Annotated in this window: 16 protein-coding genes; 8 read left to right on the forward strand and 8 right to left on the reverse strand. The window is 42.1% G+C overall.

Features of this window, described 5'->3' with window-relative positions; translation table 11 throughout:
- Positions 1 to 18 precede the first annotated feature (18 nt).
- Positions 19 to 1,692: a bifunctional 3,4-dihydroxy-2-butanone-4-phosphate synthase/GTP cyclohydrolase II gene (gene ribBA, locus DACSA_RS00875; RefSeq protein WP_015227971.1), complete on the forward strand. Its 1,674-nt coding sequence runs from the start codon at positions 19 to 21 to the stop codon at positions 1,690 to 1,692.
- A gap of 39 nt (positions 1,693 to 1,731) precedes the next feature.
- Here the strand turns inward: ribBA and DACSA_RS00880 are convergent, their stop codons facing one another.
- From DACSA_RS00880 to DACSA_RS00890, 3 genes are all read right to left on the reverse strand, one after another.
- Positions 1,732 to 2,937 (reverse strand): DUF445 domain-containing protein, encoded by a 1,206-nt coding sequence (locus DACSA_RS00880; RefSeq protein ID WP_015227972.1) that lies wholly within the window; start codon positions 2,935 to 2,937, stop codon positions 1,732 to 1,734.
- 1,058 nt (positions 2,938 to 3,995) lie between these two features.
- A complete protein-coding gene (truB, locus tag DACSA_RS00885; protein WP_015227973.1) occupies positions 3,996 to 4,910 on the reverse strand; it encodes a tRNA pseudouridine(55) synthase TruB in 915 nt (304 codons plus the stop codon).
- Complete coding sequence (locus DACSA_RS00890) at positions 4,900 to 5,115, reverse strand: hypothetical protein (RefSeq protein ID WP_015227974.1); 216 nt, start codon at positions 5,113 to 5,115, stop codon at positions 4,900 to 4,902. The genes truB and DACSA_RS00890 overlap by 11 nt, the downstream gene beginning before the upstream one ends.
- Before the next feature lie 427 nt (positions 5,116 to 5,542).
- On the opposite strand from DACSA_RS00890, the gene rpaB reads away from it, so the two are divergent.
- The 3 genes from rpaB to DACSA_RS00905 all read left to right on the forward strand — a co-directional run bounded on the left by rpaB (position 5,543) and on the right by DACSA_RS00905 (position 10,536).
- The gene (gene rpaB / locus DACSA_RS00895; RefSeq protein WP_015227975.1) at positions 5,543 to 6,268 is read left to right on the forward strand and encodes a response regulator transcription factor RpaB; all 726 of its coding nucleotides are present in this window, start codon (positions 5,543 to 5,545) and stop codon (positions 6,266 to 6,268) included.
- 86 nt (positions 6,269 to 6,354) lie between these two features.
- On the forward strand, positions 6,355 to 8,163 hold the full coding sequence (locus DACSA_RS18115; RefSeq protein ID WP_015227976.1) for a peptidoglycan DD-metalloendopeptidase family protein: 1,809 nt from the start codon (positions 6,355 to 6,357) through the stop codon (positions 8,161 to 8,163).
- A 9-nt stretch (positions 8,164 to 8,172) separates the two neighbouring features.
- A complete protein-coding gene (locus DACSA_RS00905; RefSeq protein ID WP_015227977.1) occupies positions 8,173 to 10,536 on the forward strand; it encodes a TIGR03032 family protein in 2,364 nt (787 codons plus the stop codon).
- Position 10,537: 1 nt separating this feature from the next.
- Here the strand turns inward: DACSA_RS00905 and cobJ are convergent, their stop codons facing one another.
- From cobJ to DACSA_RS00925, 4 genes are all read right to left on the reverse strand, one after another.
- Positions 10,538 to 12,373 carry a precorrin-3B C(17)-methyltransferase gene (gene cobJ / locus DACSA_RS00910; RefSeq protein WP_015227978.1) on the reverse strand — a complete coding sequence of 612 codons (1,836 nt, stop codon included), beginning with the start codon at positions 12,371 to 12,373 and terminating at the stop codon, positions 10,538 to 10,540.
- A gap of 63 nt (positions 12,374 to 12,436) precedes the next feature.
- Complete coding sequence (rpsU, locus tag DACSA_RS00915) at positions 12,437 to 12,613, reverse strand: 30S ribosomal protein S21 (RefSeq protein ID WP_015227979.1); 177 nt, start codon at positions 12,611 to 12,613, stop codon at positions 12,437 to 12,439.
- A 240-nt stretch (positions 12,614 to 12,853) separates the two neighbouring features.
- A complete protein-coding gene (locus tag DACSA_RS00920) occupies positions 12,854 to 13,153 on the reverse strand; it encodes an RNA recognition motif domain-containing protein (RefSeq protein ID WP_015227980.1) in 300 nt (99 codons plus the stop codon).
- A 153-nt stretch (positions 13,154 to 13,306) separates the two neighbouring features.
- Positions 13,307 to 13,789, reverse strand: coding sequence for a hypothetical protein (locus DACSA_RS00925; protein ID WP_232225138.1), 483 nt, complete (start codon positions 13,787 to 13,789; stop codon positions 13,307 to 13,309).
- A 779-nt stretch (positions 13,790 to 14,568) separates the two neighbouring features.
- Here DACSA_RS00925 and DACSA_RS00930 point away from each other — a divergent pair.
- Together DACSA_RS00930 and proC are read left to right on the forward strand one after the other, a co-directional pair.
- Positions 14,569 to 15,159, forward strand: coding sequence for a cell division protein SepF (locus DACSA_RS00930; RefSeq protein WP_015227982.1), 591 nt, complete (start codon positions 14,569 to 14,571; stop codon positions 15,157 to 15,159).
- Between the two features lie 43 nt (positions 15,160 to 15,202).
- A complete protein-coding gene (proC, locus tag DACSA_RS00935) occupies positions 15,203 to 16,018 on the forward strand; it encodes a pyrroline-5-carboxylate reductase (protein ID WP_015227983.1) in 816 nt (271 codons plus the stop codon).
- Positions 16,019 to 16,024: 6 nt separating this feature from the next.
- Here the strand turns inward: proC and rfaE2 are convergent, their stop codons facing one another.
- Positions 16,025 to 16,513, reverse strand: a complete 489-nt coding sequence (rfaE2, locus tag DACSA_RS00940; RefSeq protein ID WP_015227984.1) for a D-glycero-beta-D-manno-heptose 1-phosphate adenylyltransferase — start codon at positions 16,511 to 16,513, stop codon at positions 16,025 to 16,027.
- Between the two features lie 414 nt (positions 16,514 to 16,927).
- On the opposite strand from rfaE2, the gene DACSA_RS00945 reads away from it, so the two are divergent.
- Together DACSA_RS00945 and DACSA_RS00950 are read left to right on the forward strand one after the other, a co-directional pair.
- Positions 16,928 to 17,677 (forward strand): LmeA family phospholipid-binding protein, encoded by a 750-nt coding sequence (locus tag DACSA_RS00945; RefSeq protein ID WP_015227985.1) that lies wholly within the window; start codon positions 16,928 to 16,930, stop codon positions 17,675 to 17,677.
- Between the two features lie 3 nt (positions 17,678 to 17,680).
- On the forward strand, positions 17,681 to 17,902 hold the full coding sequence (locus DACSA_RS00950; protein ID WP_015227986.1) for a DUF167 domain-containing protein: 222 nt from the start codon (positions 17,681 to 17,683) through the stop codon (positions 17,900 to 17,902).
- Positions 17,903 to 17,908: the final 6 nt, after the last annotated feature.

Consider the following 17,908-nt stretch of genomic DNA (forward strand, 5'->3'; position numbering starts at 1 on the left):
AGCGTTTAATCCTTGATAGTGGACTCGCAAGCAACCTATTCCATTGAATTTGACCCCATAGAAGAAGCTCTCCAAGACTTCCGTAATGGTCGCCCTTTAGTCGTCGTAGATGACGAAAATCGCGAAAATGAAGGCGATCTCATTTGTTCTGCTCAATTTGCTACTCCTGCGATGATTAACTTTATGGCGGTAGAAGCAAGAGGTTTGATCTGTCTCGCCATGACTGGAAATCGTTTAGATGAGCTTGATTTACCTTTAATGGTGAGTAAAAATACAGATACGAACCAAACGGCGTTTACCGTTAGCATTGACGCGGCGAAACATTTAGGAACAACCACGGGAATTTCCGCAGAAGATCGCGCTCGTACCATTCAAATTGCGATTAATCCCACTTCTCACCCAGAAGATTTAGCCCGTCCGGGTCATGTGTTTCCCATTCGAGCGAAAGAAGGGGGAGTCTTAAAACGGGCTGGACATACAGAAGCGGCGGTGGATTTGTGCCGATTATCGGGTTTGACCCCTGCTGGTGTGATCTGTGAAATTCAAAACCCTGATGGCTCAATGGCACGTTTACCAGAATTGGGGGAATATGCGAAAAAGCATAACCTGAAATTGATTAGTATTGCAGATTTAATTAGTTATCGTTTACAGCACGATCGGTTTGTGTACAGAGAAACAATTTGTCAGTTACCAACCCAGTTTGGGGAATTTCAAATTTACGCCTATCGCAATCAATTAGACGACACCGAACATATTGCCATTGTCAAAGGTGATCCGAGTACATTCAAAGATGAACCCGTAATGGTGCGAATGCACTCAGAATGTCTCACTGGGGATGCTTTAGGATCGATGCGCTGTGACTGTCGAATGCAATTACAAGCCGCTCTCAAAATGATTGAAAATGCAGGAAAAGGAGTGGTTGTTTATTTGCGTCAAGAAGGGCGTGGGATTGGTTTGGTTAACAAGTTAAAAGCCTATTCGCTTCAGGATATGGGGTTAGATACCGTAGAAGCAAACGAGCGTTTGGGTTTTCCTGCGGATTTAAGAGATTATGGCATGGGAGCGCAAATGCTTAATGATTTGGGAGTGAAACAGATTCGTCTCATTACCAATAATCCTCGCAAAATTGCTGGTTTGAAAGGATATGGTTTGGAAATTTCCGAGCGTGTTCCCTTGTTGATTGAAGCGACAGATTATAATTCCGTTTATTTAGCAACGAAGGCGAAAAAACTGGGTCATCTCTTATTACAAACTTATTTGGTTAGTGTCGCTATTGACTGGCGCGATCGATTACAATCTGTGACCGATCGATATTACCGTCTAGAACGATTGCGAGAGTTGGCTAATGATTATCACCTTTTAGTTCAAGAAGAAGCTCGTCCCGTTGCGATCGCCCTCTTTGGCACACCTGATCTAACGATCCATTTGGGGTTTGATCAAGCAAATTTAGCCCCCTCGGAATGGTACACCAATTCCGATCATCCTTATGTGATTGCCATTTGTAAAATTCTCGATGAAATTGCTAGTTGGGAAGAGGTGAAACGAGTGGAATTTTTGATTTCTTCTGGGAATGATCCGATGAGCGGCTTACAAGTTAAACTCAATCGTGAACCGCATCAACATCAGGAAAATCCTTCAGTAGTGCGCGATCGACTCACCCCTCAAACCATTTACAGTTTTGTTAATGATTGATAATTTTCTCTAACATCAGGAAATGATCAGGCTAATCAATTAACTCAAATAGAAATAGACAGCTTGTAAACTGCCAACTAAAAATCCTAAAATTCCTCCTAAATTTACGATCGCTTGTAACTCATTTTTGACGATCGAGTTTACCGTTGTTTCTAACTGTTCGGGTGTCGTCGCATTAACGCGGTTAATGATGACTTCATCAATAGATAAAATCGGAATTACTTTCGTCACAATGGCTTCTAATTCTTCTTCTAAATATCGTTCTAAAATTAGAGATAATTCCTCACTGATTACCTCTAAGGATTGATCCACAGACTCCGAAGATTGTAAACGTTTAATGATTAAAACCGCTACATCTTCCCAATCGATCGAGCTTCCTAGAGATTGTAATAAAGTCGCACCTTTGTTTTGTAAATAAGTTTGTACCGCCTCCCGAACACTTTTTCGCAGTTGTCTCACCGTAGAAACGGGTAAATTTTGCAAAGATAAACTTTTTAACCAATCACGAAGACGAGTGCGAATTTCCAGAGTTAAAACTAATTCCTCTATTCTCATATTTGCGGTTTCTTTCTCATCTAAACAAAACGCCCGCAATCGATTTAAAGTATTACGAAGACCAAATAAATTAGCAACAACCCAATAAGTACCACTGGATTTTTCACGGAAGGTTTCATCAATGACTTGAATATTGCGATCAGTGAGTAAATCAATAATAATCAACCGCAGACGATTCGGGGGAAGTACCACATCCACTAACCAATCCGACAACTGTTTGGCTTGATTATCCGTAAATTGAAAGTCAATGAGAACTTGATCAAAAATCTGGTTGATTTGTGCTTCTAAAAAGTCTTCCCGTCTCGATAAGACTTTAATTAAACGGGGTAACGACTCACTAAATAAATCACGGAGAACATTTCCTAAAACTTGAGCACTTTTTTCTTGTTTATTTTGTCCAACTTGTTGTAAAGACGATTTTAATAACCAAGAAATCGCCCTTTTTACTCGTTCTGGTTCAAGCAAACGGCGGGCAATTTTTTGTAATTCCTGCGGCGTTAGTAGTGACCCCATAATTGTATTCGCTACCCGTTTCGCGAGATTCCCTTGATTACGGGGAATTAAACCAGGTGTAAACGGAAGACGCTGTTTCCCAACATATAGGGGTTGATAAGGACGAAACAGCATTTTTATAGCAATATCATTGGTGAAATAACCAATAATTCCACCCGCTACTGGAGGAACAATCATTAACCCAAGATCAGAGAAATTCAAAATAACTAATAGTAATCATACAATTCGACACTGTTTCCATTTTAGAGCTTGCAGCCTTGATCTCATCAGTTCTGCTAATCCTTCCACCTGACAACGCCCCGCATCTGCTATAATCTATATTGATGGCGAAATTTTTTTCAGTACCATCTAGCTCTGGGTTCTCAACTCAACCCTTTGAGCAAACGTCTATCCTGAACAATTTTAATTGAAAGTAATAAGCAACAGAAAGATAACATTCTCCTAATTCTGTCAACCCCTCTTTACAAATCTTTGCTCTTTGCAACAAAAATCCATGGCAGTTGTCATTAGAATTTTCTAAAAAATGCTCGATCGAGGACGCTGTAATCAGTCTTAGAGGAGTCTATTTTGGCAGCAACATAGAACATCCTCATCGATTATTGTTTCTGTCAATATACCTGAAACGTCGCAATCTCGTCAATATTTCACAGCAATTTTTATCGTAAACTTTTGTAAACTCTCGTCATTAATAGAATCTAACTATGATTTAGCTGTAAACCATAGATTTATTTCAATATTATTCCTGCTATAATCAATGCTATAATCAATATTGATGGCGAAATTTTTTTTCAGTACCATCTAGCTCTGGGTTTTCAAATCAACCCTGTGAGCAAACATCTATCCTGACCAATTTTAATTGAAAATAATAAGCAACAGAAAGATAACATTCTCCTAATCCTGTCAACCCCTCTTTACAAATCTTTGCTCTTTGCAACAAAAATCCATGGCAGTTGTCATTAGAATTTTCTAGAAAATGCTCGATCGAGGACGCTGTAATCAGTCTTAGAGGAGTCTATTTTGGTAGCGAGATAGAACATCCTCATCGATTATTGTTTTTGTCAATATACCTGAAACGTCGCAATCTCGTCAATATTTCACAGCAATTTTTATCGTAAACTTTTGTAAACTCTCGTTATTAATAGAATCTAACTATGATTTAGCTATAACCCATAGATTTATTTCCATACATTTTGCAATTGGAGAAAGAAACCCGTAAAATTTCCTTTCCTGAAACTTCACGCTTCCATAACAGTTTTCGGTTTTAAAATTTCGGGGGGAACTTTTTCCCCAACCCCTAAAAATAAACCATCTTCCCGATAGACTCGTAGAAAACTAGGGCGATCGCTGGCGGTTGATAACACAACAAATTGTCCTTGACACCAACGTCGGGCTTGGTTGGAGTCTAAATCAATTCTTTCTAAATGCTGTAACGGATAGTCTAGGGGAAGCGGCGTAAATTTTCCGTCTCTGAGTTCGGTTTCTAAATTAGGGAGTGTGAAACTATCCTCTAAAGAGAAACCACTGCTTTTAGTTCGTCTTAATGCGGATAATGTGCCACCCGTTCCCACCGCTTTTCCTAAATCTCGCGCGATCGATCGAATGTAAGTCCCACTTTTGCAACGAATCTCAAGCGTGAGTTCTGGAAACTCTCCCCCCTGCCAGTTTAAGATTTCAATCTGATCAATTTCTACCTCTCGCGGCGGAACATCAACGGATTTTCCTTGTCTGGCGAGTTCATACAATCGTTTTCCATCTTTTTGAATCGCACTGTAAACGGGTGGAATTTGGATAATTTTCCCTAAAAACTGCTGTAAATGAGGTTTAACCTGATCTAAGGTGAGATGAGAAGCTGAAGTTTGTTCAATGATCTCTCCTTCTAAATCGTCGCTACTGGTACGCCAACCCAAACGAATCGTTGCCTGATAGGCTTTTCCATTCGGAAGAAATTGTAATAAACGAGTCGCTTTTCCCACCGCTAGGGGTAAAACGCCAGTAGCTGCGGGATCAAGAGTACCACCATGTCCCACTCGTTTCATTTTCGCCCAACGTCTCACTTTCGCTACACAGTCATGGGAAGTGACATCGATCGGCTTATCTATATTAATAAAGCCCATTAAAGGCTGATTCGTAAAAGCAGTTTCAGTGATCACGATGCTCCTGATTAAGTGCGGATTCGACTTCGGCTAAACGTTCCTCTACTTCCGTCAAACGCTGATGACAAGAGGGAAGTTCTAAGTACAGCTTTAAAGCAGCGATGACAATATCAGACTTGCTTTGTCCAGTTTGGTGCATTCGATCGATAATCGCTTGTTCGATTTCGGGTGGGATTCTGACACCGAGGAAGGGATTGGGCATTAAATTTTTCCCTTAATTTACGATCGGGTCTCAGTCATAGGGAAACATGATAACAGGTGTTAATTCATTACAATCTACTTATTTCACAGAATGAATTAAAACTCCACTAAAATTAGAGTGGATACTTACTTAATAATAAATAAAAGTTACAAATATCTTTTCAAACTGTTTTTTTTGTGATAAATAAAGCAATTTTGTCTTGACTAACCATTTTGAAAATTTATGTTATCATCGTGATAACACTTTGTAATAATTCTTTACGACTTAGGGGTTGACTTGAGAGACTGTTTATGATTAATCGGACTTTTCAATCAAAAAACCAAACCAAATCCAACTTGAATAATGAATGAATAAATAAAAAAGAGAGAGTAAAACCGATCAGTTTAAGTCAAGTTTGAAGCATTATTTATAAGGAGAAATAAACCAGATGGAAAAAATTCTAGTGGTTGATGACGAAGCAGCCGTGCGTCGAATTTTACAAACTCGCCTTTCGATGGTGGGATATGAAGTGATTACCGCAGGCGATGGTGAACAAGCGTTAAAAGTATTTGCAGAAGAAGACCCAGATTTGGTGGTTTTAGATGTGATGATGCCCAACGGAGACGGTTATTTTACTTGTAAAGAATTAAGAAAAGAGTCGAATGTTCCGATTATTATGTTAACCGCTTTGGGAGATGTTGCCGATCGAATTACAGGCTTACAAATTGGTGCTGATGATTATTTAGTGAAACCGTTTTCTCCCAAAGAATTAGAAGCAAGAATTAATACGGTTTTACGACGATTGAAAAAGAATGTTGACGCTGCGATTCCTCCTTCGGGAGTGATGCAAGTGGGACAATTACAAATTGATACCAATAAGCGTAGGGTTTATATGGGAAATGAATTAGTTCGCTTGACGGGTCGAGAATATAATTTGTTGGAATTACTGGCAAGTCATTCGGGAGAGTCCATTTCTCGCACCGAAATTTTAAAGCAGATTTGGGGCTATGCACCCCAGCGACATGGGGATTTGCGAGTGGTTGATGTCCATGTGTCACGGTTACGAGGGAAAATTGAATCTGATCCGAAAAATCCAGAATTGATTATTACCGAACGGGGAACTGGGTATTTGTTCCAAAGAGCCAAAGTTGTTAATAAGGCTCAGGCTTGTTGATTAAGCTGAAAAAATAGCTCGATCGCGCTGGTAGAATAACTGTAGGCGTACAAAATACCACTCGCGATCGGGCTGCCATCGAAAAAATGACTCAGCAACTGACTTCACCCCATTCCTCCCGTGTTAAGGGACAATCTCAACTCTTACTATTACAAGGATTAGGATATTTACTCCCGTTAAGTTTCCTCAGTGGCGGTATTGTCATGGCACAATCTTCTGTCCAACCGCTTCCCAGCTTCAATCAAAACGATTCTTCCCAATTAGAACTAATTCAGGCTTCGGAAACGCAGAAAGAACCATTACCCGCGCCAGATTACGAGTCAGTTCCCCCGATGCGGTTAAATGAGCCTGATGTACAAAAAACTCAATCCCAACCTCAACCCGAATCTAAGCCCAAATCTAAACCAAAACTGAAACCGATTCAACCCTTAGTTAATTCTGAGTCGAATCAAGTTCCAGAGGTATCCTCAGAATCAGCGCCATCTACTCCCAAGCAACCCTCAACTCCAACCGTAAAATTAGAACCCAGAGAAGCGACAGAACCCAATCAAACACCAGAAACCCCAGAGAAACAGCCATCACCATCGCCACTTCCAGAAGAGAAAACAACCACCACCGCAATTAACGATTTTATTGATCTTAATGGCTATCCCGAAGCAGGAGAAAACAGTCTTCCCACACCACGAGTGGAAGTGCGCGATCGATCCAACGACTGCACAACAGTAGTGGAAAATGGTAAACTCACCAGTGGCACTTGTAACCTTGCGGAAACCGACTCCAACTCCCAACAAGCATTAGTAGAAATCGATCAACTGCCTCCCCTTCCTCAAGATTTTAAACAGCCCGATCGATCTCAAACTAAGAAACCGAGACGCATTTACACCCCTCCCGAAGACTTACCGCAACTCAAACTCCCTGGCAATGGCGACTCAGCATTATTATTCCCTCTGAGTAGAGAAGTCGGAATCAGTTCTAACTACGGTTGGCGGATACACCCCATTTATGGAAACCGTCGCTTTCACACTGGAACCGACTTTGTAGCCCCCGAAGGAACACCCGTTTTAGCCACCAAATCAGGGCGAGTCGTCTTAGCAGACTATACCAGTGGATATGGTTTAATCGTCGGGTTGCGACATGATGGTAACAACGAATCCCGTTACGCTCACCTCTCACAAATTCATGTTCAACCTGGACAATGGGTGGAACAAGGAACAGTCATTGGTCGTGTCGGGAATACTGGTTTATCAACCGGACCCCATTTGCACTTTGAATGGCGCATTCGGAAAGGTTCGCGCTGGATTGCAGTTAACGCTGGAAAACAACTCTTAGCCGCCAGAGACAACATTGATCCCAGCGAAATTCACTTTGAAGCCATCGCCGATGCAAATCAAGAAGTCAAAGGCAATAATTTTCTCGCCTACTTACCCGAAATTCTTGCCTCTCTCCCCTCTCCTCCAGCCTCTTGGATGTCAATTCCAGAATTGTCCTTTCTCAATCGGGGAAACTTCAATCAAGCCTATGAGCGTAAAGCCTCACTGGCTTCCTTTTCTCAACGCAATAACTCCGTTTTAGTGTTGCCATTTTCCTTACCGAAAGTGTTAGCATCACTCTTTAATTGGCAACCGCCACAGTTATTTGTTCAGGAAAACTTACAGCGCGTATCAACAGGAAATCAAGTGAGTTTTAGAGATCAAGAAACTGCTTATCGTCCTCCCTCCTCTTTTGAGAATGATCCAACAGTCTCCGATGACAAAATCTTAGGACTTGTCTCGGAAGCGGAAAGTTTAGAATCATTAAGTAATCTTGAGGCACTGGATACGCTTAATTTTTCTTCTCCTTCTGAGGAAACACCACAAGCCTTCTCTGGAAAAAATAGTCCGATAAGAGAAAAATAAAAATTCTTTATGACCTCTTCTCCCACCGCAACCGAACAACATCCCCTTCGCAGCGTCCATACCAATAACTTTCCTTACCTCCTCCAACAACTGGGGATATCTCTCGTTGTCTCCACTTATCAAGCAGGAAAATTAATCCTGCTTCGTGCTGACAATAATGTGATTAATACTCACTTCCGCACCTTTCAAAAACCCATGGGGTTAGCCGCCACCCGTGAGAAAATCAGTCTCGGTAGCGCCCATCAAATTTTTGAATTACGGAATGTTCCCGCCGTTAGCCAAAAACTTGATCCGCCGAACCGTCACGATGCCTGTTTTCTTCCCCGAAAAGTTCATTTTACAGGAGACATTGATATCCATGAGATGGCGTATGTGGGAAATAATGCAGAGGAACTGTGGTTTATCAATACTCGCTTTTCCTGTTTATGTACCCTCGATGAAGTACATAGTTTTGTTCCTCGTTGGCGACCTGATTTTATTTCTGCTTATGACCTGACCGATCGTTGTCATCTTAACGGTTTAGCAATCCGAAATCAACAACCGCGCTACGTCACCGCATTAGGAGAAACCGACACCCCAGGCGGTTGGCGTAAAAATAAAGCCAATGGGGGAATTTTAATCGACATTAGTAACAATCAGATTCTGTGTCGGGGGCTTTCCATGCCTCATTCTCCCCGTTGGTATCGAGAACAGTTGTGGTTTTTAGAATCTGGATATGGATCATTAGCAAAAGTTGATTTAAGTACAGGAAAATGGGAAACTATCGCCAGAGTGCCAGGGTTTACACGGGGAATCGAATTTTGGGGAGATTTTGCCTTTATTGGTTTATCGCAAGTGCGCGAGTCGGCGGTGTTTAGTGGTCTTCCCCTCACTAAAAGCAATGAACCGCGTTTTTGTGGCGTTTGGGTGGTTAACATCAACACAGGAGAAACGGTTGCTTTCCTGCGCTTTGAAGAGGGAGTACAGGAAGTTTTTGCGGTGAGTGTCCTTCCCAACATTCGTTTTCCTGAAGTCATCGACTGGGATGAGAACTTGTTACGAAGTTCTTATGTTCTCCCAGATGAAGCGTTGAAGGAGACGGTACAACCGACAGATACACCACGCACCATTAATGATTATCTACAATTAGGAAACCAAGCCTATCATCAGCGAGACTTAGAAACCGCAGCGAAACATTATCTCTACTGTTTAGAACTCGATCCAAATTTTACCATTGCCCGTTATAACTTAGGCGTGGTTTATTTAGAACAAGAAAAATCAGACTTAGCGTTTCAAGAATTAAAAGAAGTTGTCGCCAATGATCCTAACTACGCCGAGGCGTATAATAATCTTGGTATTCTCTACCATCGTCGCCATGAACTTTCCACAGCCATAGCATATTTCCGTCACGCCATTTCTCTGCGCTATGAGTTTCCAGACGCTCATTTTAATATGGGAATGACCCTTTTAGAAGCAGGAGAGTTTCTATCAGGATGGGAAGCGTCAGAATGGCGCTGGAAGACACCAAAATTTACTCCTTTTCAATGTCCGCATCCACAATGGCAGGGAGAAGATATCAGCAACAAAACTTTATTAGTCCATACCGAACAAGGCGCTGGTGATGCGATTCAGTTTATCAGATATTTACCGTTAGTTGCTAAAAAATGTCGGCGGGTGTTGTTATGTTGTACGGAAGATTTAAAGCCACTGTTTGAAACCGTAGAAGGGCTTAATGAGATTTATCTTCCTGGAGAAATTTCCACCAGTGCGTTTGATACTTATATTCCTTTGATGAGTCTTCCCTACGTTTTGCAAACGACATTAGAGACGATTCCCAACTCTATTCCCTATCTGGGAAAAGGATTAATCGAACAACCTTTATCATTACCTGAACCTAAATCTAATTTACCAAAAATCGGTTTCGTTTGGGCAGGAAGTCCGACTCATAATAATGATCATCATCGGTCATGTCAATTAAAAGATTTCTTACCTCTTTTAGAATTAGAAGGCTTTTGTTTTTATAGTTTACAAAAGGGAGAAAAAGCTAACGCATTAGCCACTCTTCCGAATACTTTATCGGTAATTGATCTCAGTCCAAGATTAAATAATTACGCGGATACAGCAAAAGCAATTCAAGCCTTAGATTTAGTTATTGGTGTGGATACTTCGGTTGTCCATTTAGCGGGTGCGTTAGGAAAACCTGTTTGGACATTACTTTGTTACGCTTCTGACTGGCGCTGGTTATTAGATAGAAATGACAGTCCTTGGTATCCCACGATGCGGTTGTTTCGACAAAACACTTTAGATGATTGGAAAAGTGTCATGGAAGAAGTTAAAATTGCTTTATCTAGCGTCCTGATTCATCCGCTCTCAGCTAGAAACTCATGGATTTGAGTTAATATCCTCTTGGCGTGATCATCCAGTGCTGATGTTGTTTCGTGGTGCGATTACCGATAATGACCACAGTAAGCATATCAATGGGATGCTCTAACATTTCTTTTAAGTTGGTGAGGATCACTTGTTCGTCTGGTCGGGAAATGGAACGCACTAAAGCAACGGGGGTTTCAGGAGAACGATCGGCGCTTAAGATGCGATGGGCAACTTTGATGTGTTCGGTCCGAGTGCGCGATCGAGGGTTATATAATCCAACAATAAAGTCAGCTTCGGCGGCGGCGGTTAACCGTTTTTCAATCACGTCCCAAGGTGTTAATAAGTCACTAAGACTAATCGCACAAAAATCGTGCGTCAAGGGTGCTCCCAATTTGGCGGCGGCGGCTTGCATCGCGGTTATGCCTGGAAATACCGCTACTTTTGGACTTTTTCCATCCCAACCCGCTGCAATCAATTCTTCAAACACTAGCCCCCCCATACCATAAATCCCAATGTCACCAGAGGAAACCACTGCTACATTTAATCCCCAGTTTGCGAGGGAAATCGATCGTTGCGCCCGTTGTCTTTCTTCCGTGATGGCGTAAGATTCAATGATTTGTCCGGGACGTTGTAAGGGGCGAATTAAGTCTAAATACAGAGAATAACCAATGATCACATCAGCTTTGGTAATCGCACTACGGGCAGCTGGGGGAATTTGATTTAAATCTCCAGGGCCTGTTCCCACTAAATACAGTTGTCCTGTGTTGCCAATATATTCACGGGGCGATCGAGCGACAGCAACTGTTACCGCACCGTGATCGGATTTAAAGATTTGTTTGGACACCACAAGGGAGGTTTCCCCTGCTGTTTCTAGGGTGGCAGCTTTAATCGCAGCCGCTTCCGCGACACTGGATGTTCCCACTTCTTGGGCGACTACTGGCGAGGGGTTGGGAACAGACACTTGATTTAAATCCGCTGCTGAATACAGTTTTAAGGGGTAATTATTCGTTTCAGCAAGTGCTAAAATTCCCACTTCATCCCCTTTTAGCTCGATCGTTGCTAACCCTGCGATCGACTTTTCTGCGAAACCGTACTGCTGGAACGTTGTCCGCACTGCATCAGCAATCACCTCTTTTGCCGTACCTCTCTCACAGCCTAAACCCACCCATAACACACGCGGATGCCAGCAGACTTGAGGAAGGTTAGCCTTTACAAGCGAAACTCGATCGGTGATCCAAACTTCTGCTTGTGGGGAAGTCTCTCCCTCCTGAAACTGAAAACAATGGGTTTCGGGAAGACTTTTCTGCCAAAGCGTTGATCCCACCTCTTGAACCACCTTCACAGGTTGCTGATGGGCGACCATGCGACTAACCGCCGTCCAATCTCCCTCTCCCTTTTGCCATTGCAAGGGTTTTCCCATGATATCAACCCCTGGCAGTTTCAAACTCGCAGATGCCCCAGTCAGAATCGCATTTCCGCCCAATTCCTGCGCCAACAAACGGCTTAACTGTTCACCACCCCCCTGATGACCACCACACAAACTAATCACATTTTCTCCCCCCTCATCCATCACGATAATTGCAGGATCACTGCTTTTATCCTCTAACAAAGGCGCAATTAAACGCACCACCGCCCCTGTCGCCATGACAAAAATAATTCCCCGATACTGCGACCAAATACTTTGGAGATGAACCCTTAATTTCTCGGTATAGGGAACAACGCCCGTCTGATCTTGAAACTCAGGGGGAACAAATAAGGTAACACCATTTTTCGCACAAAATGGTTGTAAGATTTGTATCGCTTTCGGCGTGGGCGCGATCGCGCAGAGAGGAGAAAACTGATCGAATAATGATTGACTCATAGAAAAATAAATAGCCCCGCAACTCGGCGGGAGGAATAATCAAAACAAATATTAAACTGAACTTTAACGATATCGTTTTTTACGTCGTGCTATTTCTTTGCGTTTTTTCTTCTCAATGGGAGTCTCATGGAAACGAGTGCGCTTAATATCTGCAAAAATGCCAGCTTTGGAAACTTGACGCTTAAAGCGGCGCAATGCTGACTCAATATGTTCATTTTGACCGACCGTCACTTGGGTCATAGATTTAACCTCCTTAATTCATTACAACCTCATTATTTAACCATGAAAAAAATTCTCCACCAACTCAGCAAACCCGAATCGTTTTTGCTGGCATTATTTGTTGATGAAGACATTTAGATGTTTTACAAATTCACTTGGCACTAATCAATCGGAAAAATTACTACAAATTTCTCTAATATCCTAGCATATCAACCTAGTTTGGGGGGTTTCACCTTTCTCTCTGATTGATTATGATCAGATTTAATATCGATCGTCTCGGTTTCTTCTCCCACTTCCACCACTACGATTGTTGTTTTCAGTACGAGGACGAGCCTTATTTACTCGTAACTCTCTCCCCATCCATTCTGCACCATCGAGAACTTCGATCGCTGAAACTTCTTCAGACTCAGATTCTAACTCGACGAAACCAAACCCTCGGACTTTTCCAGTTTCCCGATCCACAGGAATCGTAACACGCTTTACCGTTCCGTAATCAGCAAAGACTTCATTAAGCTCTTGTTCTGTAACTTCATAAGGTAAGTTACCAACATAAATCGACATGAAACAAACAGACTCCGAAATTGAAAATAATCTTTAATTGTCATGGTTTACAAAAAACACCCGATCGCTTTTGATTGAGTTTTTTTTGCATCCCAATTCAATGGGACATTATAGCACAACCGAGCCTGCTTGATCTGAATTGTACTTAAATTTTTAAGGAAATTGCCACTGCGTTAAAACCCCAACGCGACTGTCTTTAGAAACCGCTGCATTTTGCTTTTGAATCTCTACCCCTAAACGCAATTGATCACTAACCGCATAACCGACCGCCAGGGTGGTTAAACCGACTTCTGTCTCCTTTCCTGGGGAGAGAAAACTTTGAGTCAAACGAATATCGGCTGCATCAGTGCGAGATAAAACCAGACGCAATTGCAAACCGACATTGAGTCCATCTTCCTGATAGTCTTCTGTCTCTAAGTAATGATAACCGACTACGGGAGCAAGATTAAAATAGTTACCGAGAGAAAATAGAGAGTAAAAAAGATTGCCTTCAAAATGAACGCGGTCAGCATTTAAACTTTGACTATATCCAATATTAGCCGTAATTCCTGTAGTTCCGAAAAAAACATCTTCTACACCGACTTGAAAGCCTCCGAGATCATCACTAGAAGGATATTGAACAATTCCTAATTTCACTTTCGTATTAAAACTCGGATCATTACGAATATCCTCTAAAACATTGGGAATTTCTGTTCCCCATTTTTTAAAAACTGGACTACTTTGAATTAAATTCGAGTCAATATCTAACGCTTCCTCTAAACTCGGATTTGCCTGTGTTTTTGAGTTAGGAAATAAAGTAATAAAAACACTACAAACAGAAGCAACTACCCACTTAATTTTAATAACTTAATCCCCCTTGCCATATCGGTTAAACCTTCCTCAAATCTAGTATAATTCTTCTCCTAATTGACTGACAAAAGAGCCAAAACCCAAAAAATAACGGTAGAGTTGGGTTACGCGGTAGCTTCACCGAACCTACGACTGACTGATATTACGCCGTAGCTTCACCGAACCTACGACTGACTGATATTACGCCGTAGCTTCACCGAACCTAAGACTGACAAAACAGCCAAAACCCAAAAAAAATAACGGTAGAGTTGGGTTACGCCGTAGCTTCACCCATCTTGTGGGCAAATGGGATGGGAGGGGGGGGACTCAGTTGGAAAAATCAAGACTAAAATCAACGTGGGCTTCATACGGTGATGCAACTAATGCATTTGTAAAAAGTTGATCAACCGTTCCCCCTTGTGAAGGGGGGCTAGGGGGGATTGATTGACAATTCATTTAGGATTGCCATAAAAGTTCAGGTTAGCAACAAGGACAAATCAAAAATAATGATTTTTTAGTCAACTTGGCTAACACAATCTCGAAAATTAAAACTAATAGCTGTATCGGTTTGTGAGGGAGGAAAAACGGTGAGTAACGTATTCAACAGATTAAGAGATTTTGTCGGTTTTAATGAACCCGAAGACGTGGAAGAATATTATGAAGATGAAGAAATGGAGGACACTAACTATCGTCCGCAAGAGGTGACTCCTCCCCCAGAAAATGAACGTCCCCCTCGTCGTCGTTTAAAAGAGCGAACCCAGTTCACTCCAGAAACACGAGAAACAATGCCCACCACTTCTAAAAGTAATGTAATTGGTATGCCTGGTGCAAATAACGGATTAAATGAAATTGTGGTCATCGAGCCACAGTCTTTTGAGAAAATGCCAGAAGTGATTCAGGCGCTACGAAAACGGAAAACGGTTCTTTTGAACTTAAATATGATGGAACCTGATGACGCACAACGAGCGGTGGATTTTGTTGCTGGTGGAACATTTGCCATTGATGGCAATCAAGAGCGTGTGGGAGAAAGTATTTTTCTCTTTACTCCCGATTGTGTGAATGTTACCAGTCACTCTCATAGCACGCAGGGGCTGACAGCCCCAAATCCCAGTAATGTTCACCAAATGAATCCGAATCCGACCAACTGGCGCAACCAAGGTGATCAAATCCCACAGTAGGTTAAAATAAGACCGCATAGAAACGATAGTTGATTAATTAAAAGTGTCTATACGGTTTGGAATGATTGGCGGCGGGGTGATGGGTGAAGCGATCCTCTCCCGCCTCATTAAAGAAAAAATGTATTCTCCAGAAACAGTCTTGGTGAGTGAACCTTCCTCAGACAGACGAGAGGAGTTAGCGCAACGTTATCAGATTGAGGTAACGGATAGTAATCGTAAGGTAATGCAGTCCGCTTCCGAAGTGTTATTACTGGCGGTGAAGCCTCAAGTTTTACCTCGTATTGAAGCTGATTGGGATGGTGCAAAGGAAAATATAGAGCATTTACCCCTTTTAATCTCGATTTTGGCTGGAATCCCTATTTTAAGACTGGAAGCAGGATTAGACCCCCTTCCTGTGGTGCGAGTGATGCCGAATACGAATGCAACGGTGGGCGCAAGTATGAGCGCGATCGCCCCTGGTTCGAGATTAAGAACAGAACAGTTGACCCTTGCGAAAACGATTCTCAGCACGATCGGGCAGGTGGTAGAAGTGTCAGAATCGGCAATGGACGCGGTAACAGGGGTGTCGGGTTCGGGTCCGGCGTATGTAGCACTGTTGATTGAATCTCTCGCTGATGGGGGAGTAAGTGCGGGTTTACCGCGCTCGATCGCCCAACAGTTGGCAATACAGACTGTTCTCGGAACCGCGACTCTCCTCCAAGAAGAACAAATTCATCCCGCACAACTCAAAGATCGGGTGACTAGCCCTGGTGGTACAACGATCGCGGGGGTGGCGGAGTTAGAAGCGTCAGGATTTCGATCGGCAATTATCAAAGCCGTACAAGCCGCACAAGCTCGATCGGCGGAATTAGGACATTAGAAAGGTTTACCCCTGTAAGATTTTCCGAATCACATCGCTAGTGGAAGTGGGAACTTCGATTTGAATCAATTGAATGCTCCCACCGTAGCTTTGTACCGTTTTCGCTTCTGGTAACGTCTCGATGGTATAGTCTCCCCCTTTGGCGTAGATATCTGGTTTCAGAGTTTGAATTAATTCCGTTGCGGTTGTTTCGGAAAAAATCACCACAGCATCCACAACCCTTAACGCCGCTAAAACTTCCGCCCGTTGACTTTCAGGAAGAATTGGACGCGGGGGAAAACCAGTTTTTTGAGGTTTAATCCGACTCACTGATAAATCACTATTGACTCCCACAACCAATGTTTTTCCTAACGATTTCGCTGTTTGTAAATAACGCAGATGACCCACGTGCAGCAAATCAAAACAACCGTTGGTTAAAACCAATGGTCGCCATTGTTCAGGGTTTTCCTTGATTTCGACCTCTAACGCCGCTAAAGTCGAATAAACCTTTGACATGATGAGTGATTGATTATTTTGACGAGACAACTGCTTAATTCTAATTGATAGTAATCCCCCCTAACCCCCCGATGATTGGGGGGAATCAGATAAAAAGTAGGTTGGGTGGAGAGAAGTGAAACCCAACACCAATTACAAGCAATGGCTCTGAACCTGATCTCAGAAGTGAGAAAAAGATTAAATTATACCATGTTGGAAAAGTCAAGTTGCATTAAAGCCCCCCAAACCCCCCAAGTCTGGGGGGCTTAAAGAGTCGATACTGTAGCGCCAGTTTTTCAAAATGGTATTAGTTCCCCCAATCTTGGGGGTTAGGGGGCTAAAACTATAAATCCGCCTCAGTAAAGACGACAGTTAACATAAATTAATATAAGATGGAACTTAAATTCACAAGCTAATAATTAATTAAGAATAACCATGCTGTTTTCGTTAGCCACCCAAGATTTAGGACAACAAACTCTTAATCGCATCGCAGAATTTGCGCTTTCTAGTCAACTGGATGAGTCAGATCAGCTAAGTGTTGATGTGAAAACTGATCCCAGTTTACTTGCTCAAGGAAAACTAGCATCTCTCACCATAGATGGCGAAGGGTTGGTGATGCAAAAAGATTTACGAATGCAGAAAATGGTGATTCAATTGGAGAATATTGCGGTTAGTCCGATTAAAGCCTTAACAGGAAATATTGAGTTAACAGAAACCAGTACAGGAAAAGCGGATATTGTTCTCACAGAAGCCGATATTAACCGCGCTTTTAATTCCCAAACTCTACAGGAACAAATGCAAAACTTGCAGATGCAAATTGATAATGATCCTGTAACTTTAGATGTTTTAGCCGTAGAATGTCATTTATTGCCACAGGGAGCGATCGGGATTAATGCTAAAATAAAAATTCGAGAAACTGAGGAGATTCAGCAAACTTATTTTACAACCATTCCTCGTGTTAGTGATGGCGGAAGAGGCGTTTCTCTTAATAATGTCAGTTATGCAGAAGGAAAAGAACTCTCGCCGAAGTTAACAGAAGCACTGTTAGAAAAAGCTAGAAGTATTCTGAATTTAAGTAACTTTGAAATGGATGGAATTAGTTTAGAAATTAACCAATTATTGGTCAAAAAAGGAGAACTAGATTTGAGCGCGATCGCGCAGATAACTAAATTTCCCAAACCGTAATCAATGAAGAAACTTTCCGTTAAAGTTAAACCCAATTCTAAACAGCAAAAAGTGGAAACGGGGGAGAATGGCGACTTAATTATTCGTCTTAAATCTCCTCCTGTAGAAGGGAAAGCGAACGCCGAATTGATTAAATTATTAGCGAAAACCTACGGCGTGAGAAAATCTCAAGTTAAAATTAAATCGGGATTAACTGCTAAAATCAAACAGGTAGAGATTGAGTAAAGAATG

It is taken from the genome of Dactylococcopsis salina PCC 8305, assembly GCF_000317615.1.
Lineage (GTDB): Bacteria > Cyanobacteriota > Cyanobacteriia > Cyanobacteriales > Rubidibacteraceae > Halothece > Halothece salina.

Coding starts and splice junctions, on each gene's coding strand:
- rpaB (WP_015227975.1), top strand. CDS start 5,543: ATGGAAAAAATTCTAGTGGTTGATGACGAAGCAGCCGTGCGTCGAATT.
- DACSA_RS00905 (WP_015227977.1), top strand. CDS start 8,173: ATGACCTCTTCTCCCACCGCAACCGAACAACATCCCCTTCGCAGCGTC.
- rpsU (WP_015227979.1), bottom strand. CDS start 12,613: ATGACCCAAGTGACGGTCGGTCAAAATGAACATATTGAGTCAGCATTG.
- DACSA_RS18115 (WP_015227976.1), top strand. CDS start 6,355: ATGACTCAGCAACTGACTTCACCCCATTCCTCCCGTGTTAAGGGACAA.
- rfaE2 (WP_015227984.1), bottom strand. CDS start 16,513: ATGTCAAAGGTTTATTCGACTTTAGCGGCGTTAGAGGTCGAAATCAAG.
- DACSA_RS00920 (WP_015227980.1), bottom strand. CDS start 13,153: ATGTCGATTTATGTTGGTAACTTACCTTATGAAGTTACAGAACAAGAG.
- cobJ (WP_015227978.1), bottom strand. CDS start 12,373: ATGAGTCAATCATTATTCGATCAGTTTTCTCCTCTCTGCGCGATCGCG.
- DACSA_RS00890 (WP_015227974.1), bottom strand. CDS start 5,115: ATGCCCAATCCCTTCCTCGGTGTCAGAATCCCACCCGAAATCGAACAA.
- DACSA_RS00945 (WP_015227985.1), top strand. CDS start 16,928: ATGCTGTTTTCGTTAGCCACCCAAGATTTAGGACAACAAACTCTTAAT.
- DACSA_RS00950 (WP_015227986.1), top strand. CDS start 17,681: ATGAAGAAACTTTCCGTTAAAGTTAAACCCAATTCTAAACAGCAAAAA.
- DACSA_RS00880 (WP_015227972.1), bottom strand. CDS start 2,937: ATGATTGTTCCTCCAGTAGCGGGTGGAATTATTGGTTATTTCACCAAT.